Annotated in this window: 17 protein-coding genes and 2 pseudogenes; 11 read left to right on the plus strand and 8 right to left on the minus strand. The window is 57.2% G+C overall.

Going from position 1 to position 23900, the window contains the following annotated elements:
- Nucleotides 1-12: 12 nt before the first annotated feature.
- Nucleotides 13-1239, plus strand: a complete 1227-nt coding sequence (locus AC1ECK_RS09725) for a glycosyltransferase (RefSeq protein ID WP_480318334.1) — start codon at nt 13-15, stop codon at nt 1237-1239.
- Nucleotides 1240-1273: 34 nt separating this feature from the next.
- Here the strand turns inward: AC1ECK_RS09725 and AC1ECK_RS09730 are convergent, their stop codons facing one another.
- From AC1ECK_RS09730 to AC1ECK_RS09740, 3 genes are all read right to left on the minus strand, one after another.
- On the minus strand, nt 1274-1546 hold the full coding sequence (locus AC1ECK_RS09730; protein ID WP_480318336.1) for a hypothetical protein: 273 nt from the start codon (nt 1544-1546) through the stop codon (nt 1274-1276).
- A gap of 186 nt (nt 1547-1732) precedes the next feature.
- The gene (locus AC1ECK_RS09735) at nt 1733-3391 is read right to left on the minus strand and encodes a methyl-accepting chemotaxis protein (RefSeq protein WP_480318338.1); all 1659 of its coding nucleotides are present in this window, start codon (nt 3389-3391) and stop codon (nt 1733-1735) included.
- Between the two features lie 183 nt (nt 3392-3574).
- Nucleotides 3575-3961, minus strand: a complete 387-nt coding sequence (locus AC1ECK_RS09740) for a hypothetical protein (protein WP_480318340.1) — start codon at nt 3959-3961, stop codon at nt 3575-3577.
- Nucleotides 3962-4155: 194 nt separating this feature from the next.
- Between AC1ECK_RS09740 and AC1ECK_RS09745 the strand changes: the two genes are divergently transcribed.
- Nucleotides 4156-5256 (plus strand): MraY family glycosyltransferase, encoded by a 1101-nt coding sequence (locus tag AC1ECK_RS09745; RefSeq protein WP_480318342.1) that lies wholly within the window; start codon nt 4156-4158, stop codon nt 5254-5256.
- 48 nt (nt 5257-5304) lie between these two features.
- On the opposite strand, the gene AC1ECK_RS09750 is transcribed toward AC1ECK_RS09745, so the two are convergent.
- The 3 genes from AC1ECK_RS09750 to AC1ECK_RS09760 are packed head-to-tail and all read right to left on the minus strand — an operon-like array spanning nt 5305 to nt 9186.
- Nucleotides 5305-7182, minus strand: a complete 1878-nt coding sequence (locus tag AC1ECK_RS09750; protein WP_480318344.1) for a polysaccharide biosynthesis protein — start codon at nt 7180-7182, stop codon at nt 5305-5307.
- Nucleotides 7183-7194: 12 nt separating this feature from the next.
- Nucleotides 7195-8217, minus strand: coding sequence for an MraY family glycosyltransferase (locus tag AC1ECK_RS09755; protein ID WP_480318346.1), 1023 nt, complete (start codon nt 8215-8217; stop codon nt 7195-7197).
- A gap of 9 nt (nt 8218-8226) precedes the next feature.
- A complete protein-coding gene (locus tag AC1ECK_RS09760) occupies nt 8227-9186 on the minus strand; it encodes a UDP-glucose 4-epimerase family protein (RefSeq protein ID WP_480318348.1) in 960 nt (319 codons plus the stop codon).
- Nucleotides 9187-9458: 272 nt separating this feature from the next.
- Between AC1ECK_RS09760 and AC1ECK_RS09765 the strand changes: the two genes are divergently transcribed.
- From AC1ECK_RS09765 to AC1ECK_RS09805, 9 genes and pseudogenes are all read left to right on the plus strand, one after another.
- Entirely contained in the window at nt 9459-10427 is a 969-nt protein-coding gene (locus AC1ECK_RS09765) for a glycosyltransferase family 4 protein (protein ID WP_480318350.1), read from the plus strand.
- 215 nt (nt 10428-10642) lie between these two features.
- Nucleotides 10643-12799, plus strand: a complete 2157-nt coding sequence (locus AC1ECK_RS09770) for a glycosyltransferase family 2 protein (protein WP_480318352.1) — start codon at nt 10643-10645, stop codon at nt 12797-12799.
- A 4-nt stretch (nt 12800-12803) separates the two neighbouring features.
- Complete coding sequence (locus AC1ECK_RS09775) at nt 12804-15344, plus strand: glycosyltransferase family 4 protein (RefSeq protein ID WP_480318354.1); 2541 nt, start codon at nt 12804-12806, stop codon at nt 15342-15344.
- Nucleotides 15341-16408, plus strand: a complete 1068-nt coding sequence (locus AC1ECK_RS09780; RefSeq protein ID WP_480318356.1) for a glycosyltransferase — start codon at nt 15341-15343, stop codon at nt 16406-16408. The genes AC1ECK_RS09775 and AC1ECK_RS09780 overlap by 4 nt, the downstream gene beginning before the upstream one ends.
- A gap of 142 nt (nt 16409-16550) precedes the next feature.
- Entirely contained in the window at nt 16551-17534 is a 984-nt protein-coding gene (locus tag AC1ECK_RS09785) for a glycosyltransferase family 4 protein (protein WP_480318358.1), read from the plus strand.
- 1 nt (nt 17535) lies between these two features.
- Complete coding sequence (locus AC1ECK_RS09790; RefSeq protein WP_480318360.1) at nt 17536-18591, plus strand: glycosyltransferase; 1056 nt, start codon at nt 17536-17538, stop codon at nt 18589-18591.
- A gap of 15 nt (nt 18592-18606) precedes the next feature.
- A complete protein-coding gene (locus AC1ECK_RS09795) occupies nt 18607-19200 on the plus strand; it encodes a histidine phosphatase family protein (RefSeq protein ID WP_480318362.1) in 594 nt (197 codons plus the stop codon).
- Nucleotides 19197-20075 (plus strand): hypothetical protein, encoded by an 879-nt coding sequence (locus tag AC1ECK_RS09800; RefSeq protein ID WP_480318364.1) that lies wholly within the window; start codon nt 19197-19199, stop codon nt 20073-20075. The genes AC1ECK_RS09795 and AC1ECK_RS09800 overlap by 4 nt, the downstream gene beginning before the upstream one ends.
- Before the next feature lie 343 nt (nt 20076-20418).
- Nucleotides 20419-21791: pseudogene (locus tag AC1ECK_RS09805) on the plus strand (IS5 family transposase).
- 553 nt (nt 21792-22344) lie between these two features.
- On the opposite strand, the gene AC1ECK_RS09810 reads toward AC1ECK_RS09805, so the two are convergent.
- Complete coding sequence (locus tag AC1ECK_RS09810; RefSeq protein ID WP_480318366.1) at nt 22345-22641, minus strand: acyltransferase family protein; 297 nt, start codon at nt 22639-22641, stop codon at nt 22345-22347.
- 65 nt (nt 22642-22706) lie between these two features.
- Nucleotides 22707-23247, minus strand: a pseudogene (locus tag AC1ECK_RS09815) (integrase core domain-containing protein); the annotation flags it as partial.
- Nucleotides 23248-23900 lie beyond the last annotated feature (653 nt).

Here is a 23900-nt window from a genome sequence, read left to right on the forward strand (position 1 = left end):
TCTATCAAGCGTATGTCCGCCAATGCCCGCCTCGTTTCAGCCGATGAACGCGTCCGCGTTCTGTTCCACATTACCGACTTCAACGACGGTGGCATTGAGTCATCCATTATTCAATGGCTGCGCATTCTTGACCGGAACCGCTTTAAAGTCGCGCTATCTGTAATGCATAGCTCACCGGCTCTCGAAAGCCGTTTTCGCGCATTGATTCCTTCCGATGTGAAGGTCGAGGTATTGGTGGACCGTCCGTGGCTGAAGTATTTCCAGACAAAACGCTACGAGCGGCGTTTGAGCAAACTGGGGCGGGTGGCGCGCGACGTCCATAACACGCTGGCCGTGCGGCCGCACGTAGCGGAACGTATATCAAAGCTCGCGCAAGATGTTGACGTGATCGTCGATTTCGACATGTCGTTGCGACGCCTGTCCGGGCGCTTCGGCGTGACCTGGCTCGGCGTGAATCACTTTAGCTTCGAGGCTCGGCTGGGCGGCAGGCCTCGCAAGGTGCAGCGGCTTCTCAAACAATACCGGCGCTATGATGGCGTGGCTGCGTTGAATCAACATATGGCCGACGAAGCAGCGCGGATTTTCGAAGGCAAGCTCGAGCGCGTGATCGTGCTGCCGAACGCGCTCGATATCGCGTCGATCCGCGAACGCGCCGCTGCACCACGCGACGCGATCAAGCTCACGCCCGACGACGCGCCCTACATTGTGTCGGTCGCCCGTCTCGACGAGATTCAAAAGGATCACCGAACCCTGTTGCGAGCCTATGCTGAGTTGTTGCAGCGTGACTCCGTTGAAGAACACCTGGTGATCGTCGGAAACGGTGCCTACCGCGAAGAACTGGAGAATCTGGCACGCGACCTGGGTATAGGCGCCCGCGTGCATTTTGCCGGCCACCAGGACAATCCGCATCCCATCGTGGCGGGCGCATCGGTGCTGGTCTTGAGTTCGAAATACGAAGGGATGCCGATGGTTCTACTGGAAGCGCTCGCAATCGGCAAGGCTATTGTCGCAACCGACTGCCCGACCGGCCCGCGGGAGATTCTGGATGGCGGCAAGGCTGGAGCACTGGTGCCGGTTGGCGATGCCGGTGCGATGGCGGATGCGATGGAGAGGCTGTTGACGGACAGCGCGGTGCGCAATGCTGCGGCAGCCGAAGCCCAAACCCGTGCGGCTTATTACGGCATCAAGGAAAGCAACGACCGCCTGATGGCGTTTATTGAAGCAACCGCAGCGGCTTGACAGACGGCAGGCCGAAGTCAGAACCGGCCGCGCTTCAATAGCAATCGAACACCACCTCGACCATATCGTCGGTCACGCCCATTACGCCTTGGGTATGCACTGCGACAACGTGCAACTGCCTGTCCTGGGCTTTGCAGTACGCGGCTGCGTGCTTCACGCCGACGTTTTTCACATGGTTCCAGGACGTCAAGCTCCAGCGAGCCCGGCTCGTCACCGCCAGATGACCGTCTTGACGCGAGTCGACGGGTGAGACAGCGGTGCATGCGGACAGCAAGCCGATGCTTGCCAGGAGCGTGCTGCTTTTCATAACAGTATTCCAAGGCGAGGCATGTGATAACCCGCGCAGCCTGGGCGCTCGTCGATACGCGAGCGCCTTACGCCTTTGTGCGGACAGGGACCAACAATCTTAGACAACGCGATTGTATAGGCTGAAATCGTCGAAATGTGTATCGAATCAAAACTCCAGCCTTACCTGTGCACAACGACAAACGTGTTATGTCGAATGCAGCGTGAGGGAAGAATGAGAGAGCGCTTCGGACAACGGGTTGCCGGCGTTTGACCGAATCGATCCGGTGCCCGCGACTGTCGCTGAGTGCCCCCCATCCTCCTCAAGCCGAAATACAGCCACCGCGTCTCTCAACACGGCCGCCTGCTCTTCCAGCGATTTCGCGGCCGCAGCGGCCTCTTCGACCAACGCGGCGTTGTGCTGCGTGACTTCGTCGATCTGGGTAATCGCCTTGTTCACCTGAGCGATCCCTTCGCTCTGTTCGAGCGCCGCCGCTTCGATCTCGCCCATGATGCCCGTCACACGCTCGACCGACTGCATCGCTTCGCGCATCGTCTTGCCGGCTTCATTCACCAACGACGCCCCTTGCTCGACCTTGGTAGCCGATTCGCCGATCAACTCCTTGATTTCCTTTGCAGCCGTGCCGGAGCGTTGCGCGAGGCTGCGCACCTCCGAGGCGACTACCGCAAACCCACGTCCCTGCTCGCCGGCCCGTGCCGCTTCGACGGCGGCGTTCAAGGCAAGGATGTTGGTCTGAAAGGCAATCCCTTCGATCATGCCAATGATCTCGGCCACCTTGTGGGAAGAAGCCGTGATGCCCTCCATCGTCTCAGTCACCCGACCCACCACGCTGCCGCCGCGCGTCACCGTCTCCAAAGCGCCATGAGCGAGCCGGTTGGCCTGCTGCGCGTTGTCGGCGTTCTGCTTCACCGTCGCAGACAGCTCCTCCATGCTCGCCGCCGTCTGCTCCAGCGCAGCCGCCTGCTGTTCGGTGCGGCGCGACAGATCGGCATTGCCGGAGGCGATTTCGTTGGCGCCCTGGGTAATCAAGCCCGTGCTGCCGCGCACCTTCGATACCGTATCGACGAGGCCGTCGCGCATTTGCGTGAGGGCGCCGAGCAACTGCCCCATCTCATTGCGCGATTTCCCCTTCACAGCGATCGTCAAATCGCCCGCCGCAATTTGCTGGAAATGGCGAATGGTCTGGTTGACCGGCTTGATGACGGCAGCCGAGAGGCCAACGCGCGCCATCACTCCGATCACAAGCGAAATCACGCCGATCGCGCCGAACAGAAGCGTCGCAATGCGAAAACGCGAGGTAGCGGTGTCGGCCTGACGCTGCTGGTTGCCGGTTTCCAGTTGCTCGAGCGCATCGATCGCTTTCGCGTAACTGGCGTAGAAACGGTTGGCGGTTTCGCCCTGGATATTGCGGAAGGTATTGAAATCGTTGTCGGCAAGCGCCTTGAATTCGGGTTCGATGGCCTGGTCAACCAGCGCCGTGCGAGCCGTCGCCACGGCGTGGGCGAGCTGCGCCTCCTCGTCGCTGCTGAAGGGGCCGTCTGCATACGTGCGGAAGTCGTTGTTCGATTCGACCAGCACCTTGTGAGCCGCCGGCAGCAGATCGTCGGTTTGCTTGCCGACACTGAACAAGGTCTCGTAGCTGCCGAGCGCCAGCCGCACCTGCAGCAGCTTCGCAGAACTCGCGTTCAGATGCGTCAGTGCCACCGAATTGCGCTGTACGTCCTGCAAACCGTTGCTCGCCAGCTTGAGCGCGCCGTAGCCGACTCCGATCACGGTTAGCAAAAACGCAACGAACACGCCGATGACCAGCGTCAACCCGCCCCGAATGGTGATGTGATTTAGCATTGTCTCTCCGTAACGTCCTGGCCGGGCAGCGCGAACCCAGGGATCCCCGTTCGCACTCTGCCCCTTCCGGGTTATCGGCCTTTCGAGACTTGAGCTGGATAGGGGGAATCCATGACAGGCAAGGGTTTGCGGGGGCCGGCCTACGGGGTGTTACAGGGTCACTATTTGGGACCGGAGGCGGCGTTATTGCTGGGTGACTTTCCACAGCATGGAGAACGTACTCGACCCCAAGGTCACGTACCCGGTCGACATACAGTTATCCGAGCGCGGATCGCACAGGATGGTCAGCGTCTGCTTGTCGCTGAAATTGATGTTAACGGCCGGGTCCACCGCACCGTGTTGCTCGGCCGGTACGTTGTAGACGAACCGATAGGTCTGCTCGGGCATTTTCGAGTGATCGCCGTGAATGACCAGCGTGCCGGTATCCGCCGGGGTGGGGTCGAAATGCAGCTCGGCGGTATCCGCCATCTGCGTGACGCCGGTCATTACGACGGGCCGCGCATAGCCATCGGCGAAGGCGCCGTCGGCAACAGAAAACAGAATGAAAGCAATGGTCAACTTGCCGAACATGCGAGTCGCTTAATCCTAGAAGTAAAGACTAGCAGTATGAATGAAGCGCCGATTCTTTTCAGCCGAGCGGCACAGGGCCGCCTGGCGGCCCGCCGAAGGATTCGTTCATTGAGACTTTAGACCCCGGCAGGCGGCTTTTCGAGGCCTGAGCGTTTCGTTTGTATAATTCGGCGTCTTCGCTCAGGCTCACTTTCATGCTTAGTTTCGCACTCGGGTTTCTCGTCTCATTGCTGGTCACCCTGTTGATCGTGCGCTATGCGCATCTGCATGAAAGATTCTCGACCGACACCGACCTCGCCGGCGTACAGAAATTTCACGTACGACCCGTACCGCGGATCGGCGGAACGGGCATTCTGGTCGGGCTCGTGGTGTCGGCCTTGCAGTTGCATCATGCCTATCCCGCCGTCTCCGGTGGGATTCTGGGTCTTGTGGCATGTGGCCTGCCGGCATTCGGCTCAGGACTCGTCGAAGACCTGACCAAGCGGGTTTCGCCGCTCGCACGGCTCGTCTGCACCATGGCCGCAGCCGCCCTCGCCTACTTCCTGCTGCATATCGCAGTGACGCGCATCAGTGTGCCGCCGCTCGATTTTCTGCTGTCGTATGCGGTGATTTCTTGCGCGGTCACTGTGCTGGCTGTCGCGGCGCTAGCAAATGCCGTCAACATCATCGACGGTTTCAACGGGCTCGCCTCGATGGTCGCGTTCATGATGTTCGCCTCGCTCGCCTATGTGGCCTTCGAGGTATCCGACCCGGTCGTGCTGTCCGCGTCGCTAATCATGATGGGCGCGGTGATGGGCTTTTTCATCTGGAATTTTCCGGCCGGTCTGATCTTTCTCGGTGACGGCGGCGCGTATTTCATCGGCTTCATGCTCGCCGAACTGTCGATCCTGCTGGTGATGCGCAACCGCGAGGTATCGGCGTGGTATCCGGTGCTGCTGTTCATGTACCCGATCTTCGAGACGTGCTTCTCGATCTACCGGAAGAAGTTCATTCGTGGGATGTCGCCTGGGATTCCGGACGGCGTGCACCTGCATATGCTGGTGTATAAGCGGTTGATGCACTGGGCAGTGGGAGCGAGGACGGCAAGGGAGCTGACGCGGCGCAATTCGTTGACCTCACCTTACCTCTGGTTACTGTGCCTGGTGGCTGTGATTCCGGCGACGTTGTTCTGGCGGCATACGCTGCACCTGTTCTGCTTTGTGATGGTGTTTGCGGCGACTTATGTCTGGTTGTATGTGAGTATTGTGCGGTTCAAATCGCCTAGGTGGTTGGTGGTGCGGAAAGGGCGGAGGTAACAAAAAAGGCGCCTAGGCGCCTTTTTTACTTGAGCGTCGTAGCGATCCCTACGACGCACGCATGGCGGCCTGTACGCTGCGTAGAGCTGGCGTTGCCGTTGGCTGGTATTCAGGCACCCACCGGCGCAAATCCCTTCGCACCTCATCATCTCCGGGTACACGATGCTGCATCAACCACGGCAGCAGATCATCCAGCAAATGTTGAGAAACTTCCCGAGCCCGGGCGATACGCAGCTTGGGATGTGGAGTGCGCGTAGTTGTCTCGTCGCATGCGAGGAGCTCCTCGTAGAGCTTCTCACCAGGTCGCAGGCCCGTGAATACCACCCGGATCTGCTCCTCATTAAAGCCGTAAAGGCGAATCAGGTCGCGTGCCAGATCTGCAATCCGAACCGGCTGCCCCATGTCCAGAATGAAGATTTCGCCGCCTTGTCCCATGCAAGATGCCTGCAAGACCAGTTGCGAAGCCTCAGGAATGGTCATAAAGAAGCGAGTGATCTCCGGATGCGTGACCGTCACTGGGCCGCCACGCGCAATCTGCTCCTGAAACTTGGGAATCACGCTACCCGCACTACCCAGCACGTTGCCGAAGCGCACTGTCTCGAAGTGAGTGCGCCCACTGTTCTGCTGCAGTGCTGAACAGGCCATCTCGGCGAGTCGCTTGCTTGCGCCCATGACGTTGGTCGGGTTGACCGCCTTGTCAGTCGAAATCAGCACAAAATGTGCAACGCCGTGACGGATCGCGGCACGCCCTACGCGATAGGTACCCAGCACGTTGTTGCGCACCGCCTGCCAGGTGTTGACCTCTTCCATGAGCGGAACATGCTTGTACGCCGCGGCATGAAACACAATGTGGGGGCAGTGGCGTCCCATTACCTGATCCAGCAGCAGCGAGTCTTTCACGTCGCCGATCGTGGGTACGACCGACACTTCGGGATACTTGTCGCTGAGCTCTTCGTTGAGTCGATAAATCGAGAATTCGGAAACGTCGAACGCTATCAGCTGGGCAGGTCCAAAGCGCAGAATCTGTCGGCAAAGCTCCGAACCGATCGAACCGCCGGCACCCGTTACCATGACGACACGGTTTCTTAGCAGCTCATCCACGTGGGCGGTGTCGATCGTGACCGGCTCACGGCCTAGCAGGTCTTCCAGATCGATCTGGCGGACCCGCGAGAGGAAGGCCTGACCTTGAGTAAGCGGGGTGAGCGCGGGCAGAACCATCGCACGTACGCCTGCTCGCACACACAGTGTGGCAATTCGACGATGAGCTTCCACCGAAGCCGACGGCACCGCAATAATCACGTGCTCGACCTTCAAATCGCTCGTAATCTTCTGCAAGTCGCTGATTAGGCCCAGAACGCGGCACCCGTAAATCTCCCGGCCTTGCTTGACCGGATCGTCGTCCAGCAGCCCCGCAAGACGCCACTCGCCTGAGCGCTTGAGTTCGCGAACCAGACTTGCGCCCGCCGTCCCTGCACCAAGCACCAGCACCGGCTTACCCTGCCCGACCAGTCCGCCATACCGGTAGAACTCCTTGGCGGCGCGATACAGGGCGCGTGAACCGCCCATAGCCAGAAACAAAAGCAACGGCGACACAATCAGGACTGAACGAGGTACAACCGGCTGCGGCTGCAGTAGCACCGAACATATAACAACCACGACCGCGCCGACGCAAACCGCTTTGGCAATTCGCACCAGATCCGGCAGGCTGGCAAACACCCACATGCCGCGATACAGGCCATAGCTGCGAAACATCACGCCGTAAATAACGAGTACCCACATCAACGCATGCGTACCGCTGTCCCAGAACGCGGTCGGTACCGGGCCATTGAAGCGAATTACGTACGCCAGCAGCCAAGCGACGAGGACTGCACACAGGTCGAATATGAACGCACTGAACGAAAGCCACCGGGCTTTAAAGGTTTTCATATGCGCGGAACCTCAGGGTTGCTCAGAACGGGACAAGTGACGACGCCAGCGCAAGTCGACGTAAACTCCAGCCACCACGAGGACAATGGCCCAAACACCAACCACAAGCCATTGTTGGGCGGGAGCAAAGCCCATCGCCCAGGTTGCAAGCATTATGCCCGCCATCATAAACAAATACCAAATTCGCGCGGTAAATGCGTGACCCAGACCGGATTGCACCATCCGCTGGTAATAGTGCTCACGATGCGCCTGCCAAAATTTTTCCCCACGAACGAGGCGTTTCAGTAAAGTTACGGAGGCGTCACCAATGAACGGAGAAAAAATTACCGCAGAAAACCAGAATGGCCAAACATTATTTCTCCAGCCCCAGTAGCCGAAAGCACCTGCCAGAAAACCCAATGGAATCGAGCCCGCATCTCCAAGGAAAATCCGGGCCGGATGGAAATTAAACAGCAAAAAACCGGCGGCGGCGCCCGCCACCGATGCACAAGCTATAGCGAGGAACCAATCCGGGTGAGGAGAAATTACAGCGGCGAGCGCATAACCACCGAAGCCGAATAGCGCCATGCCACCCGCGAGCCCGTCGGCACCATCCATAAAATTGTACAAATTGACCAGCCAGACGAGTAAAAATCCAATAACTACAAGCACCCACCATGGAACATCCGCCGGGTAAGCGGCCAGCAACGCGGCAACTGCTACGACATGTCCGCCAAAGCGCACGCGCGCAGGCAAGCCTCGACGATCGTCAATTTGAGACAAAGCGGCAAGAAGCACCGCTTCGAGCGCCGGCAACCAAAGACGAGGTGCAGCTATCCAGATCAGAAGCGCCACTACGGGCACAATGCCCCAGCCCCCCACACGCGGCGTCGGACGGGTGTGCAGAGAGCGGTCGTTTGGGATGTCGGTTGCCAGACGCCATGCGAGGCCCGTTCTAAGCAGCGCCCAGATAATCCCGCCACACAAACAAGCGGCGATCAAAGCACAGATAACTGGGCGCACGATGAAGCTGACAGATAGTAAGTCGAACGGCATGAGGTCGATTCAGTGTGTCGAGCGATACCAGGTTGCTGTCTCCAGCAGGCCATGCTCAACGGTATATGGGGGACGCCAGCCAAGTACATCGCAGATGTGGGAACTGTCGAGCAAAAGCTCATCGATCAACCGGTCGACCTGAACCGAGCGCCCGGTCAGACGTCCGGCAAGGCGAAGCAACGGCACCGGCACGGGTAACAGGCGGTCCGGCACGTGAAGTTGTTTGGCTAGCGCACGAGCTAGCTCGGCGACACTCAGATCGCGGCCGTCCGTAACATGAAAAGTCTGACCGGCAGCGTGCGGGTTGGACACGCAGTGAACAACTGCGTCAGCCAGATTATCAACAAAGACAAGACTGCGACGCGCTGTAATGGCTCCGAAAGGTAGCGGCACTCCACTTGCGATGGCTCGCATCAGTTGCAGGAAATTCGCACGCACGCCAGGGCCGTAGACCAACGGCGGGCGGACGATCACAATCTCAAGGCCGGACGCGCGACCGTATTCCAGCAGTGCCTGCTCGGCTTCGAGCTTTGAAATACCGTAGGGGTCGCGGGGCGCAGGGGCATCGCGCTCGCTGATCGGTCGACCAGCACTGTCCTCCCCGACCGCCTTGATACTGCTGACGAAAACAAAACGCCGGGCGCCCGCGCTGCGGGCCGCCTGCGCAACCCGCAGCGTGCCTGTGACGTTGGTTGCGCGATAGGACGCAAGCGGATCGACCGTCGTTTCGTGCATCATGTGGACTCGGGCCGCGAGGTGGATGACCGAGTCGCAGTGCAGCGTAGCCGGCCACCGTTCGTCAATGCCCTCGAAGTCATTCGCATCGAAGAGCCATTCGCTGACGCCTTCAGCGGTCGTTTGCGGACGACGCACGAGACCGGTGACGCTGTCTCCGCGCTGCAGCAATGCTTTAGACACTGCCTTGCCGACGAAACCGTTGGCGCCGGTAATCAAAACCATTCGACTCATAACTCTATCTGCGTGGGGCGACCAGGATGTGTACTTTTAGGCATGGCGAGCCAGTTGGCGTCCAGCGTAGACCGTGCGATCCCATCACGCGTCTGGAACCCGCACATGCCCTCGGGGCACGGCCGGAATGGTAGACGAAGCAAGGTACAATACGGCATTTGTATGGTCGAGGGCGGCACAATCGCCATAAGTCCGGGCCGCATATTGTAAGCGGGTTATCTCCATGGCAAGCGTTGCCGGGAAGTTTAAGAGTTCGAGCATATAAAGCTATTATGAAAGTGCTGTTTGCAACGTACCCTATGGCCTTCCACACACCCGGCGGGGGGGAGATACAGCTACTTGCGTATCGCAAACATCTTCCCGCACACGGCGTAGATGTCACGCTATTCGATCAATGGAATCCGCGTTTTCTCGATCACGACGTGGTGCACTTTTTCTCATGCGTCGGCGGATCGGTACATTTCTGCAATTTCGTCAAGCAGTTAGGCTTGCCGCTTGTTGTGTCCTCCAGTCTATGGGTCACTGAGGCAACCAAGCATCTCTATCCGATTGACGAGATCAGGCATCAGTTCTCATTGGCCGATCGCGTGGTGGCGAATTCCGACATCGAGTGTGAGACGCTTGCGCAGGTATTCCAATTGCCCCGCGAGAAATTCGTCACGGTCTATAACGGCGTCGAAGAGATGTTCTACGAGCCGGTGTCGCCGGAGCTTTTCCGCGACCACTTCAATATTCGCGAGCCATTCCTGCTGAACGTCGGCAATATTGAGCCGCGCAAGAACCAGTTGGCGCTCATGCATGCAATGAAGGCTATTCCGAAGCTAAAGGTGGTGCTGATCGGCCATCAGCGTGACCCTGAGTATGCCCGTGCGTGCCTCGAAGCGGGAGGCAGCCAGGTCACATACCTTGGCCCCCTGCCGCATGAGTCGCAACTCCTGCGCTCAGCCTATGCTGCATGCGAGGTATTCTGTTTGCCAAGCACCCTCGAGACACCCGGGCTCGCAGCACTCGAAGCGCATGCGGCCGGAGCGCGTATCGCCGTCACACGCGTAGGCTCGACGGAAGAATACTTCGGGAATCATGTCGCCTATCTCTCCCCAGAAGACATCGCCAGCATCGCGCAGTCAATTCGGCAAGCGTTGACAATTGAACGTGCCGCTGCGCGGCCTGAACGAAATCTCCACTGGCAAGCCGTGCTCTCGCCGTTGAAAGAAGTTTACGCATCCTTATCGACGAAATGATCTTAGAGTTTTTTACATTCACAACATCGCGCCTAATCAGGGTTACATGGATCCCGAATCGGCGAACGACGCCGATCCACAGTTTGAACTGATTGGCCAGAGGTGCCCGTCAGGATGCATCACCTGCACGTCGTTCGACATTGCCTCTAATGCGTGCCTGCTTAGCGTTCGATAATGCCGTCCATCATAGATATATCTACAGCCCGTCATCCAACATGAAACTTGAACTGCAACCGCTCAATAACGTTGAAGCATTTTCGGGTGCTGCATACCAATGGACCGCGACGACAAACGATCCGCAGTTTGCCATTGTGGGTTGGGAAAACATGCGCGGGCGCACGGTGCACCTGTCTTTTTTGCTTGAGACAAGCACGATGCCAAAGACACCTTGCATGATTTATGTCGACAATGGCGACGGCATGTCGGAACAAGCCGCTGTCTGGCTGCGCGTAGACACCAGCGGGAAGGTGAACCAAACCATCTCGTTCCCATGGACGCTCCGTGCGGCGCGCTTTGATCCCATCGCATTTGCAGGGCAGTTCTCACTGAAAGACTTCGCGCTGGTCGTCGATGAGCATTCTCTGCCATTCGGCGAGGCAAACGATGCAGCACTTGCGCAGATTGATGCAGCCGCGGCATCCGGCACCGCGCTCGCGGCTACCTACGAGAACTGGATAACACTCAACGAGGTGGCGCCGGATCGCTATTCGAGCTTGGCAGATACCGTTAAGACATGGGATTATCAGCCGCTCATCAGCTTGGCGATGCCTACCTACAACTCGCCCGACGAGTACCTCCGCAAGGCAATCGATTCAGTAATTAAGCAAGTCTATACAAACTGGGAGCTCTGCATTGCGGACGACAAGTCCACGCAGCCCCATGTGAAAGCAACGCTGGACGAATATGCGGCGCGTGATCCGCGCATCAAGGTGACATATCGCCAGACCAATGGCCATATAAGTGCGGCAAGCAATAGTGCGCTGGCATTGGTCACCGGCGAGTTCACTGGCCTGCTCGACCATGACGACGAGTTGCATCCGTTAGCGCTGTACCACGTTGTGGACCTGATCCGGCAGGATCCACAAGCCGCCCTGATTTATAGCGACGAGGACAAGATCACAGTCGATGGTCGTCGATACGAGCCATATTTCAAGTGCGATTTCAATTACGACCTGTTCCTTGGCCAGAACATGGTTTCGCACTTCGGCGTGTACAAAACGTCTATCCTTCAGCAGATCGGTGGATTCCGTGAGGGGCTGGAGGGCTCCCAAGACTACGATCTTGCGCTTCGTGTGATGGAAGCGATTGGTGCTCAGGGAATCCGCCATATCCCGCGCGTGCTGTATCACTGGCGCGTAACGCCTGAAAGTACCGCGTCAAGTGCGGATGCGAAGCCCTACGCGGTGATTGCCGCTAGCCGGGCAATCAAGGAGCACCTGACGCGCTGCAATATCGCAGCGAAAGTGCAATCTGCCGACGATGCTGTGATGTATCAGCGGGTCGTCTACGCTTTGCCTGAGAAAGAGCCACTTGTCGAAATCATCATCCCGACCCGCGACGCGGCCGACCTGGTCAAGCAGTGTATCGACTCCATCAGGGAGCGCACTACGTACCAGAACTACCTGATTACGATCATCGACAATGGCTCGGAGAAACCTGAAACCTTTGATCTGTTTAAAAGCTATGAAGGCGATTCCCGCATTCGAGTGGTTCGTGACGATTCTCCATTCAATTATTCCGCGCTTAACAATCGCATTGCGCTGACGAGTCAGGCCGAACTCGTCTGTCTGCTGAACAACGATATCGAAGTCATCACTCCGGATTGGTTAAGCGAACTCGTTTCCATCGCTCTGCAAAACAGCGTCGGTGCAGTGGGTGCCAAGTTGCTCTACCCTGACGACACGATCCAGCATGCGGGCGTGTATCTCGGCATGGGTGGATTGGCCGGCCACGGCCACAAGTACCTGCCACGCAATGCACCGGGGTATTTCAGCCGGGCTGTCCTGCGCAATGCGGTCAGCGCGGTCACGGCGGCGTGTCTGGTCATCCGCACGAGCATCTATCGTGAAGTGGGTGGGCTCGACGAGGACCTGGTCGTAGCCTTTAACGATGTCGATTTTTGCCTGCGCGTACGTGAAGCAGGCTATCGCAACGTATGGACTCCATTTGCCGAGTTGTACCATCACGAATCCGCCTCGCGCGGTTATGAAGATACGCCGGAGAAGGCGGCCCGCTTCGTCAATGAAATCGACTTTGTAAAGAAGCGCTGGGGCGACGCATTGTGGAACGACCCGTACTACTCTCCGAATCTTTCCATCGACTCGACAGAATTCGTGATGACAATGAATCCGCGTCTTGCGAAGGCTCAATAACACCATGTCACTAACAAAAGACTGGGCAACGGAATGTCGGCATCCATCTCCCGATGTGCTGTTTGCGCTCCCTAACGCAATCTATTTCCTGTTGAAGTTCAGGTCCGACCTTGCGTCCTTCGAACATCAGACCATTGGAGGCCGGATAACGCTGTATTTCTGGTGGAAGGCTTACGGCGAGCGCGACTATCCGGATTTCGAGTGGGTGCTGAATAAATCAGAGGTTGCGTATGCGACGGAATTCGATCCAGCGACGTTGATCGACAAATATCCGCGTGCAATCAGCTTCTGGCTTGCCGGCAACGGCCTCGATATTCTGGACGAAAAATCGCTGCTCGATACGCTGCTTGGTAACGATATAGTGATCGGGCCGACTCGTGCGCGGCTGCCACGCTTCATTGCACTGCTCGTGAACGCGCGACCGGATTTGCGCGCCCATATCGATCTTGGATCCTTCTCTGGACAACTGGGCGCATTAAGCTGGTGGGAAACGCACGGTCAGTTTGAATATCCCCGGCTCTCATGGTCACCCAACTCGGTGTGGGACAACCTGAACGAGTTGGGCAGCGAGCAATCGGCAACCTTGATCAGCGTTCCGGCATTCCTCGAACTGCTCGTGAATAGCCGCCATGACCTACGCGCCAGCTTGGACATGACCACGTTTGCTGGGCGTTTCGGCGCATTGGTCTGGTGGGACGAGCACGGCAAATTCGAGTACCCAAGACTGGTATGGCAAACCTCGCCCGTCATCCACCAGTTGAACCAGATCGTGCAGGATGAGAACGGGACACTGATCGATATTCCGCGTTTTCTCGCGCCACTCGTCGCGAGCAGACCGGATCTGAGCCACGAGATCGATCTTGGTAGCTTTCATGGCCGATTCGCCATGCTGCTCTGGTGGGACGTGCACGGCAAACGCGAATACCGCCGTCTGGACTGGTCAACGGCGAAGATATTTGACCGGCTCAATGAATTCGACGACGGGGACAAGCAAGGACTTTTCCGTGTACCGCATTTTTTGCCACACCTGGTCGACAGCCGGCCGGATCTTCAATCGCTATACGATTTCGAAACCTTTCAGGGTCGACTGAGTGCGATGCAGTGGTGGATCGGGTCCGGCCAACGGGAATATCCGAGCCTCCAATGGAAACTCCAGGAAAGCCTGAGCGACCTGATGTTAATCGAGAGCGCACCTGCCGCAGCAATGGCGCTCCCCCGGCTCCTGCTCTTGATCCGTGAGAGCCGCCCCGATTTGACTACAGCTTTCGACATCTGCACTACCCAGGGTGCCTTGGCGCTTATCTCATGGTGGCAAGCACATGGCAGAAGTGAGTACCCAGAGTTCCGACACCTTCGCCTCGTCCCAGCCGAGGTACGCGAGCAGGCCCTCGAATTGAGCAGGAACCAACAGGCAAGCATTTCAGCACGGCCGTTCGGCGTAAACATCGTGGGCTTTCCCCAAGGCGTGCTTGGGCTTGGCGAGGACGCCCGGATGGCCGCACAGGCGATGCAACTCGGCGGTTTCGAGGCCGCACTGATCAACGCACCCATGAGCGGACCACCTCGGCTCGACATGTCAGCCAACCATCTGCTGCGCAACGACCTCGCGTATCAAGTCAGTCTGTTCTGCCTGCCGCCGCCCGAAATGGTGCGGCTGACCCTAGAGGGTGGCCGCAAACTGATTGAGTCTGACACCTACAGGATCGGGGCGTGGCCGTGGGAATTGCCTCACTGGCCGAGCGCGTTCGGGCAAGTTCACGAGTTCGTGGACGAGATCTGGGCCCAGAGCCGCTTCGTGGAGGCCGTGTACGCGAGGTTTGACCAAACCAAAGTGCGGCACATGCCCATGGCGGTGGTCGTTCCAGCACCGCAAAAGATTGACCGCAAGCGCTACAACCTTCCTGAGCACGACTTCCTGTTCTATCTGATGTTCGACGGGAATTCCTGGATGACACGCAAGAATCCCGTGGCAGGGATCATGGCATTCAAACAGGCTTTCGCGAAGGAAACCATCGGTGTCGGTCTTGTCATCAAGGCAATGAACGCCCGCGATGACGATCCTACGTGGCGACAAGTCCTCGACCTCGCGACGGCAGACGATCGCATCCATATCGTTTCCGAGCGGCTGGACCGGCAGGACACGATCGATTTCATGGCGTGCTGCGATGCCTATATTTCGCTGCATCGGAGCGAGGGCTTTGGCCGCGTCATTGCAGAGGCGATGGTGCTGGGCCAGCCTGTCGTCGCAACCAATTTCTCGGGCAACGTCGATTTTTGCGACGAACAGACCGCGTTTCTGGTCGACGGCGAATTGGTACCGCTACGCCCCGGAGACTATATGTTCCATGAGGGGCAATACTGGTGTGATCCTGACGTAGGGACTGCCGCCAGCCAGATTGCGCGTGTATTCGGCGACGCAGACCTGCGCCAGCGTATTGCCAAGGCGGGTCGTGCGCGCATCGAAAAAGACTATTCGATGGCGGCGGTGGCACGCGCCTATGCGCAACGTCTGGATGAAATTCGACAGTCGGTGAACGAACGATGAGACTGCTGATCTGTGCACCCGACATCTTCGAAGGCGACGCCGTCGGCAACCATTGTCTCGGGCTAGCTGCTATGGCCGAGCATTCAGGGTGGGATTCAAAAACGTACGCCCAACGTTTCGATACCTCAGTATCGAAGGTGCAGCCGATTGAATCGCTTTTTTCGGAGGCGACAAGCAAAGATTTGCTGTTTGTTAGCTATTCGATCGTCGACCCACTTCTGGATCGGCTACTAGCCTTGCCGTGCAGAAAGATTTGTTATTTCCACGGGGTCACCGATCCGGCTTTATTGCGTGAGTTCGAACCTGTAACGGCCGACCTTTGCGAACTGGCGATGAAGCAATTGCCACAGCTGGCAGGGTTCGATGTCATCATCGCCAACTCGATGCACGTGGCTCGCGATCTCGTACCCTATGTCGACGTTTCGAGTGTTGTGATCATCCCCCCTGTCTTCGAAAGCTTGCCGACATTCAGGAACAACGCGATCGAACACCGCAACCCGACTACATTAAAGATGCTGGTGCTTGGTCGGGTTGTGCCGCACAAGCGAGTCGAAGATGCCATCGATGTACTCGCCCGGGTAGTCGATGGAGGTCTCGACGCAACGATGACAATAGTCGGCAGTATGCCGAATTACGACTACAGCAAATTCCTCCTCCAACGTGCACGCGCGCTGGGTGTGCTGACTCGTATTGATTTCACGGGAATGGTCGACGATGCAGATCTGCTGTCGAGCTATGACCGCGCTTCGCTGCTGCTTTCGATGAGCCGCCATGAGGGATTTTGCATCCCCGCACTCGAGGCTATGTACCGCGGTATTCCCGCAGTGGTACGGGCCGGTCATGCAGCCGCTGAAGTGGTAAGCGATGCCGGGCTGGTCATCGGCGAACGCGAAACACCGGACCATATAGCCGATCAGATTATCGCGCTACACAATGATGCCTCCCGCTGGGACGCGTTGACACACCGCGCGCGCTCGCGGGCAAGCGTATTACTGGAACTCGCGTCCTCGCAGCATTGGAAGAAGGTCTTCGACCGAGCCCTTCGAGGAGCTGACGCGCCATGATTGTTTTGCTGAACAGTTTCTGTACACCTCTCCCCGCGCGCGGAGACAAGGTCCGACTCGTGCAGGGCGTCAGGTCGCGTGCTCCCTTCGGCGAAGACCGCATCCTCGCATTTGTTGATGCTGGCGTATCGGGGAGAAACGTATGACCGGACTCAAATTCATTCTGACGACCTACAGCACCGCGTTTACCGTCAGTGGCGGTGGCGAATCGGAACTCGTGCAGGTTGCCGAGATTCTCAAGGCGTCTGGCGTCCATACTGACATCTACGGTATTGGTAGCCGTCCACTCAGCTTCTACGACGGTGTGATTCATTTCTCTGTGCATGCCGACAGCCACGCCATATTGCGTGAAGCGGCAATCAGAAACAAGCGCATCTTCCTCTGGCCAAACGTTTGGTGGCTCGGCCCCATTCCGGCCGGTGAGGTCGAGCGCATTCAGGAAATTACGCGTATCGCGCACAAGCTATTATTCAAGTCGCACGCGGAACTCGAAAATTTTACGCAATACATTCAGGTGCCAGCAGAGAAAATCGAAGTCCTGCCCACCTGCGTATCGAACCGTTTTCTGGCGCAGCCCGACAAAGATCTGTTGTCGACGGTTTCAAATAGTACCGACTTCGCACTGTGTCTAGGCCTGATCGAGCCAATCAAGAATCAGCTAAACACGATCAGGGCCTTGAATGAGCTTAAGCTAGATGGTTTGTTTGTAGGAGGCGCGCGTGACGACGACTATTATCGGCAATGCGTCGCGGAAGCTCATCCTGGCATCAGCTTTCTGCCGTTCGTCCAGCCTTGCAGCGCCCTGCTCAGATCGATCATTGCCAACTGCAACGTGATGGTTGAGCCGAGTATCGATCCGCCAGGCCGGTCGAGCCTAGAGGGCGCAATCATGCAGAAGCCCTTGATCATGTCCGACGGCCCCTGGCAGCGAGAGCATTTTGAAGCCGGCGTGTGGTACACATCGACAGACTCCGTGAGCTCAATAGCATCCGCGATCGCGGGCGCGATCAACGACCCCGACCGCGATGCAAAGGTAGCAACGACTTATGACCGCGTGATGGCACGTCATTCAGCATCGATCATCGGCCCGCAAATCGCCGACCTGCTTGCACGAGAAAGTATTTGAAATGCCGAAGATTCCGCGTCTACTAGTTGTTCAGCGAATCTCGCTCTCCCACGACAGACTGATGTCACGGTCGATCGCTGCCCGCTTTGGCCCGCTTCTAGGCTACATGGCCAACAACGGGATGCTTGAGTGGGAAGAGATTGTCGAAAGCGACGTGACTGTTGGGCAGTTGCGGCGTTTCGATGCTGTGCTGTTCAACAAGCATAGCTCGAACCGTGCCACCGACGTGATGCGTATGGCCAACGATCTTGGACTGCGCACCATCTACGATATGGACGACTGGATCATAGACTTGCCGATGTACAGCGTCACCGATTTGAACGACGACTTGTTGGCAAACATCACCTGGCTCATCCGGCAAGCGTCGATTGCCACTGTCTCGAACGAAACCCTGCGAAACAAGTTGCGGCGAATCAGGCCGTCGGTTGTCGTCATCCCCAACGGCTTCGATCATCAGGCACTGCCGTCTGACCCATCAAGCTGGCATGAAGCGAACCCGCCGAAGATCCTGTTCTCGAACACGGATGGCATCAAGCTTGTCCAGTTCAGGAAGGAATTTTTCAGGGTCATCATCGATTTCTTGCAGCGGCATCCTGATGTTGCCTTTGAATTCTGGGGCGATGGGTTCCCCGAGATGTCACGAATTCCGCGGCTAGTCTCAAAGGGCTTTCTGGAGAATTCAGCGTATAAGGCCGCCATTCGGGACGCAGGTTATATGTTCTCGATCGTGCCACTAGGCGGACGTGAGGATCCCGATGCGCTGTTCTTCAACAGCTGCAAGTCGTGCATCAAATACATCGACTATGGCAGCCTAGGCATCCCCGGCATCTATTCACGATCGCCTGTATACGAAGAGGCAGTTTCGCATGGCAATACCGGTCTCCTCGTGAATAACACTGCGGAAGAGTGGGCCAGCGCGATGGAAGAGCTATATCAGGATCAGCAACTGCGCAATTCGTTGCGGCGCAAAGCTTATGACGACGCTCACGAGAGATTCGGTCTCGCCGGACCGGCAAAGACATTTCTTGAACTCGTGAGAGGCGAGAATCCAGTCTAAACAGGGCACACTATTATGGATCTCTTATTGATCAGGCATGGCCAATCGGTTGCCAATGAAAAAGGATTACTGATCTCGACCGACAAGGACGGTCTAACCGAGCTCGGCAAGACCCAATCGATCAATCTCGCAGCTACGCTCGATAGATTCGCCTTCGAGCCGGCGCAGATTTACTGCAGCCCATGGGCACGAGCACGTCAGACAGCCGAACTGGTGTTCGGCGAGTCAACGCCCATGACGTTCGATGCGCGGCTCGCAGAGACACATCCCGGTAAATACGGATCGTGGCTCGAAGCTGACTTCAATCGGTCGTTTCCGGATTTCAACAAGGACATCCGAAACCGTTATGAAGAAGGTGAATCGCATCTGGATATGGCCGAGCGGGTGCAGGCGTGGGTCAATTCAGAGGTTCTGCCGAAGACTCAACAAACAGGATTGATCATTGCGGTCGCGCATGGTGGCCCGATCAGCGTGGTAGTCCAACACCTCCTGGCGGTTCCGATCGAAACCCACTATCCCAGCTTCACTGTGCCGAACGCGTCATTTACCTATCTAAAGTGGCGCGCCGATTTGAATCGCTTCTGCCTCGAACGTGCAGGTCACGTATGAGCAAAACCGTCGCGATATTCGAGCCGATCTACTCACCCGATCAGACGCTGACCTGCGGCGAGTTTCTGCCGCTGGTACGCGAGGACAATTCGCGCCCCGAGTGGCGCGAATTCAAGATTTTGATCGATATGTACCGGAATGGTGAGCATCTTCGGCACGACTATACTGGCGTGTTTTCGCCGAAGTTCACTCTGAAATCGAAGATTTCCGGCGCAGCGTTTATCGATTTTGTGCGAAACCATTTGAGCTCGGATGTCTGCTTCATCAATCCGTTTCCACAGCTTGCGTACTGGTCGTATAACGTCTGGATGCAGGGTGAGCATGCGCATCCTGGCTTGACGCAGGCAGCGCAGACACTCCTAGACGCCAGCGGGCTGCACTGGACGATTGGTGACACGCCGCGTCACGGGCCGGGGTTGCTAGCGTACTGCAATTTCTGGGTAGGATCGCAGCGGTTTTGGGACGAATATGTCGGCGGCGTCTTGATTCCGATTGCCGACTTCCTCGAAGATGATCCGTCCCATGAAGCGGCGCGCGCCGCTATGCTTGACACTACCCACACCGACCCAGCGCCGCTCCTACCCTTCATCGTCGAACGGCTGTTTAGCACCTATATGTCGCTGCATCCTGAACTGGCCCGAGCAGCTTACCCATTCAGCATGCAAGAGGTATCCGGTTACTGCATTAACGATTTTGAAAAATTGCTGTTTGAGCGCATGCGGAAAAAGATTGACGACGCAGACGCGTCCGGCACCTTCGATACACGATTAGTGGATCAAATGGACACGGTATGTGCGTTATGGCAGAAGCACTTCTTCGATTTCTATGAGACTCGGCCACATCCCCATACGGGAAATCCGGTTCGGATGGATTGACCAAATTATCGCCAAAGCAAGCGAATGCGGCGACACTGAGCGATATCAAATTTGCTCTGCCAGGTTACGCTCAATATACAAGACATATTATGTGATCAGCCCCTATTCCCCCAATGATCCGGTGGTGTTGCCATCGAACCCGGTGGTTGGCTGCTGATCGCGAATAGGAAACGTCCAAGTCAGATCCAGAATACTCGGCGTTAGCCGAGTGACGTTAATCAGTCCGTCCTGAACAATCCGTGGAGCCTTAAGCAGCGGGGCTTGCCGATAGAAATCGTGTTGTTGGAATTGCAGAGGCCAGGCATATTACTGCGTGAAGCCTGCAAATTCTGACGAGGTTCAGATGGGTCCAAAGGCACCTGTAGCGGAGAAGGATCTGTTCCGGCATCCGCTGCGCGAACAGATCAACCTCAAGCACCCGCTGGTACGCCTGGCCGAGCTGATCAACTGGGAACGGCTCGGCGCTTCGATGAGCGCGAGCTTTGTCTCGGGTAAAGGCAGACCAGCGACATCACCGCGACTGATCGCCGGTCTGCTGTATCTGCAGCACGCCTTCGACCTGTCTGATGAGGATGTGGTGTGGCAATGGGTGGAAAACCCGTACTGGCAGGTTTTTACGGGCGAGACGTATCTGCAGACCGACCCGCCGATCGATCCATCGAGTCTGACGCGGTGGCGCAAACGGCTTGGCGAAGCCGGCGTCGAGGAACTGCTCGCCGAGACGATCGAGGCGGCGAAGCGTGCCGGCGTGATCAAGGCGTCGAGCGCGAAGCGGGTCATCGTCGATACAACTGTGATGCCAAAGGCGATTGCACATCCGACTGACTCGCGGCTGCTGGAGCGTTGTCGTGAACATCTGGTGAAGGCCGCTGCGCGGCACGGCCTGAAACTGCGGCAGAACTACAACCGCGAGGCGCCGCGCCTGGCCACGCAGATCGGCCGCTACGCACATGCGAAGCAATACCGGCGGATGGGAAAGGCGCTGCGTACCCTGCGCTCACGCGTGGGTCGGGTCATGCGCGATGTCGAGCGGCAACTCGGCGCGGTAGCTGGTGGCAAGCGGGCAGAGTTGCAGGAACTGATCGCCCGAACCAGACGGATCCTGACGCAGAAGACGAAGGACAAAAACAAGCTGTATGCGCTGCACGCACCGGAAGTCGAGTGTCTGGCGAAAGGCAAAGCGCGAACACCGTACGAATTCGGGGTGAAAGTGTCGATCACGACGACGCACCGGGAAGGACTGGTGGTGGGCGCGCGCTCGATGCCCGGCAACCCGTATGACGGCCATACCCTGGAAGAAGCGCTGGAGCAGGCGGCGATTCTCAGTGACGTCAAAGCGGAAATCGCCATCGTCGATCGTGGCTATCGGGGCGCCGAACCGGATGGCGTCAAGGTCTACCACCCCGGTCTGCGGCGTGGCATCACGCGAACGCTGCGCGCCATGATCCGGCGGCGCAGCGCGATCGAGCCAGCGATCGGTCATATGAAGGCAGATGGCAAACTCGACAGGAACTGGCTGAAGGGAACGCTGGGTGATGCGATCAATGCCGTGCTTTGCGGCGCCGGCCACAAATTGCATTTCTGACCGGCTCTATGACGATATTCGTCATCGTATTAATCGCTAGAGACGAAACGAAAACAGCTGGGAGAGAAGCAGCGACAAACGCCTATCCGCGTGTAACGACACTGTGGAAGGCCACCATCGACAAAACGTAGCCGACGAGCCAGTGTACGAGAAAAACAGGATAACCTAAGTCGCCGAGCCACTTGTCGATGCGACGTAGTTTAACTGTCGGCGAAATCTTCGAGCAAACGGCGACAAGCAGGAACATAAAAATAGTGTTCGCGTAGACGCATTAAAATGGCGCCCCGATGTTCCTCCGAACCAGCCTGCAAGAGCGGTATTCGTCACTGAAAGGCCTGCCAATATGGCAGTGGCGATAACATAAGAGCGGTTGTTCCATTTCAGATAACTACCGTCCCTGATCCAGTAGATGCTAGCGCCAAGTGAGAAAGGTAGCGTCGCTGCATAGAAGGGAAAGTAGCGATCACTCCATGGCGCACCATGTGCGAGCGAGAATACGTGCCACACGGTGGAGAGCATAAGTACGCAGAAAGTTGTCGTCCTGTTTCGCGCGATCAACGCCCAAAGCAGGAAGTAGTTGACGATTTCCACCGCTACCGACCACGCGGGAGGAATGATCCGGAAGCGCTCGTCCCCGGCGACGAACGGGAAAATAACGAAATTTCCGAGCCAGTCCTGAAATCGCTAGCTCACTACCCAGACCGGATGAAAAGCCTGCGGATCAGGTGTCGCATAGAGGCATACGAGCGTTGCAGCGGCAATCACGAAATATGGTGGGTAAATCCTGAGGAAGCGATTTTTCCAGTAACCCAATGAGTCTGCGGCGTAGTTGTTCCTCAGTATCAGTGTGATCAGAAATCCTGAGACGGTGTAGAAGCCAAATACTGAAAATATTCCAATTTGACTGATACAAGCAGGTCCCTCTCCAAGATGAGAGACCACGACCATGATCGATAAGATGAGGCGATAAACGCCGAGCATTTGACCACTCCGTAAAATTTAATTCAGCTCAACTTGGACATGCCTCAGCATGACCGGATATTCAGTCATGCTTCGGTTGGTGAATTTGCTAGTTGGCAAAACTCACGTGGTGAGCGGTATTTCAGGCACTGTGCGGACGCGACTCGTTATAGTGGAACGCGATGGCCAAGCTCTGCAATGCCGTTCTCGCGTCCGGCTTAGGTATACACGAAACCTCCCATCTCCTCATCGTTTTGACGAAGCTCTCGGCCATCCCGTTGCTCTACGGACTCCTGACCGGCGTGTCGTGACGGGTTTCAAACCGATTTGCTACGAAAACGTGAGCGTCTCTTCAGCAATGCCGCAGGAACTGTTGTCGCTGAGTCATTCGATTTCGCTATCGGCCTTTAAAACAGGACACCGTCGCCGTAGCGAAATTCGAAACCGTCCGAACTCCAGCGGACGTTGCTCCTGTCCACAGCATCCCGCCGACGCGTAAATTGGGCGCGTTCGGGCAGCAGGCCGTAGCGACACATGACTCGATAACCCATTTTGCATCGACACGAGGCTGGCCTAGCGCATCCCGTCCCATGCACGTCGGTAGCCATATATAGGTAGATCGGCAACCAGTTCTCGCAACTCGGTGACGAGAGGCGTGCCATCCAGAACGGGCGTGTTGCGCTGACCGACCCACATAGTAGTATTAGACGCGCCGGACCAAATAGGAGCAAAGCATATTTTTGCGCCAGATCTTAGCGCAGCAAGCCCCCTTTTGGCAGGTAAATTCTTCCGTCTCTCAAGCCCCGCAGCCTCTCGGGGATTTTGGCCAAGCAATTGCCTGGCTTTTTTTGCGATGGCGCAAAATCGGCAAGTTGCCACTCTCCCGCAGGGCCGAACCGAAACGGCATGTCAGCATGAGCCGGTGATGGAGCGACAGGAGATGCGTAAGCATCCCCAATCGCGATCTTGCACGGCAGTCTTCCCGATTAAGGGGTGTCGATCGCTTTTGGCATACGAGGCGCACCGTGGCAATATGGCGCTGCGTTTTCGATTAACGCTGTCGCATAGGAGCCGCGCGGTGGGACGTGCGCCTGTAACGCCGTCGAAAGGCGCGAGGCTACAAGTGGGGCTCGCGGCATGCGGCTCTGAGATAATGCGAAACATTCGATGATTATGCGTTAGCCACGACGTTGGGCCGGCATGCCGAAGAGAGGACTGCGGTAACGTCAGCGTCATCGCTAAGCATACGCCAAGAACTGGATAAATCCGTGATCGAGCCA

The organism is Paraburkholderia sp. SSBN10T, assembly GCF_056619545.1.

Coding starts and splice junctions, on each gene's coding strand:
- AC1ECK_RS09725 (WP_480318334.1), top strand. CDS start 13: ATGTCCGCCAATGCCCGCCTCGTTTCAGCCGATGAACGCGTCCGCGTT.
- AC1ECK_RS09730 (WP_480318336.1), bottom strand. CDS start 1,546: ATGAAAAGCAGCACGCTCCTGGCAAGCATCGGCTTGCTGTCCGCATGC.
- AC1ECK_RS09735 (WP_480318338.1), bottom strand. CDS start 3,391: ATGCTAAATCACATCACCATTCGGGGCGGGTTGACGCTGGTCATCGGC.
- AC1ECK_RS09740 (WP_480318340.1), bottom strand. CDS start 3,961: ATGTTCGGCAAGTTGACCATTGCTTTCATTCTGTTTTCTGTTGCCGAC.
- AC1ECK_RS09745 (WP_480318342.1), top strand. CDS start 4,156: ATGCTTAGTTTCGCACTCGGGTTTCTCGTCTCATTGCTGGTCACCCTG.
- AC1ECK_RS09750 (WP_480318344.1), bottom strand. CDS start 7,182: ATGAAAACCTTTAAAGCCCGGTGGCTTTCGTTCAGTGCGTTCATATTC.
- AC1ECK_RS09755 (WP_480318346.1), bottom strand. CDS start 8,217: ATGCCGTTCGACTTACTATCTGTCAGCTTCATCGTGCGCCCAGTTATC.
- AC1ECK_RS09760 (WP_480318348.1), bottom strand. CDS start 9,186: ATGAGTCGAATGGTTTTGATTACCGGCGCCAACGGTTTCGTCGGCAAG.
- AC1ECK_RS09765 (WP_480318350.1), top strand. CDS start 9,459: ATGAAAGTGCTGTTTGCAACGTACCCTATGGCCTTCCACACACCCGGC.
- AC1ECK_RS09770 (WP_480318352.1), top strand. CDS start 10,643: ATGAAACTTGAACTGCAACCGCTCAATAACGTTGAAGCATTTTCGGGT.
- AC1ECK_RS09775 (WP_480318354.1), top strand. CDS start 12,804: ATGTCACTAACAAAAGACTGGGCAACGGAATGTCGGCATCCATCTCCC.
- AC1ECK_RS09780 (WP_480318356.1), top strand. CDS start 15,341: ATGAGACTGCTGATCTGTGCACCCGACATCTTCGAAGGCGACGCCGTC.
- AC1ECK_RS09785 (WP_480318358.1), top strand. CDS start 16,551: ATGACCGGACTCAAATTCATTCTGACGACCTACAGCACCGCGTTTACC.
- AC1ECK_RS09790 (WP_480318360.1), top strand. CDS start 17,536: ATGCCGAAGATTCCGCGTCTACTAGTTGTTCAGCGAATCTCGCTCTCC.
- AC1ECK_RS09795 (WP_480318362.1), top strand. CDS start 18,607: ATGGATCTCTTATTGATCAGGCATGGCCAATCGGTTGCCAATGAAAAA.
- AC1ECK_RS09800 (WP_480318364.1), top strand. CDS start 19,197: ATGAGCAAAACCGTCGCGATATTCGAGCCGATCTACTCACCCGATCAG.
- AC1ECK_RS09810 (WP_480318366.1), bottom strand. CDS start 22,641: ATGCTCGGCGTTTATCGCCTCATCTTATCGATCATGGTCGTGGTCTCT.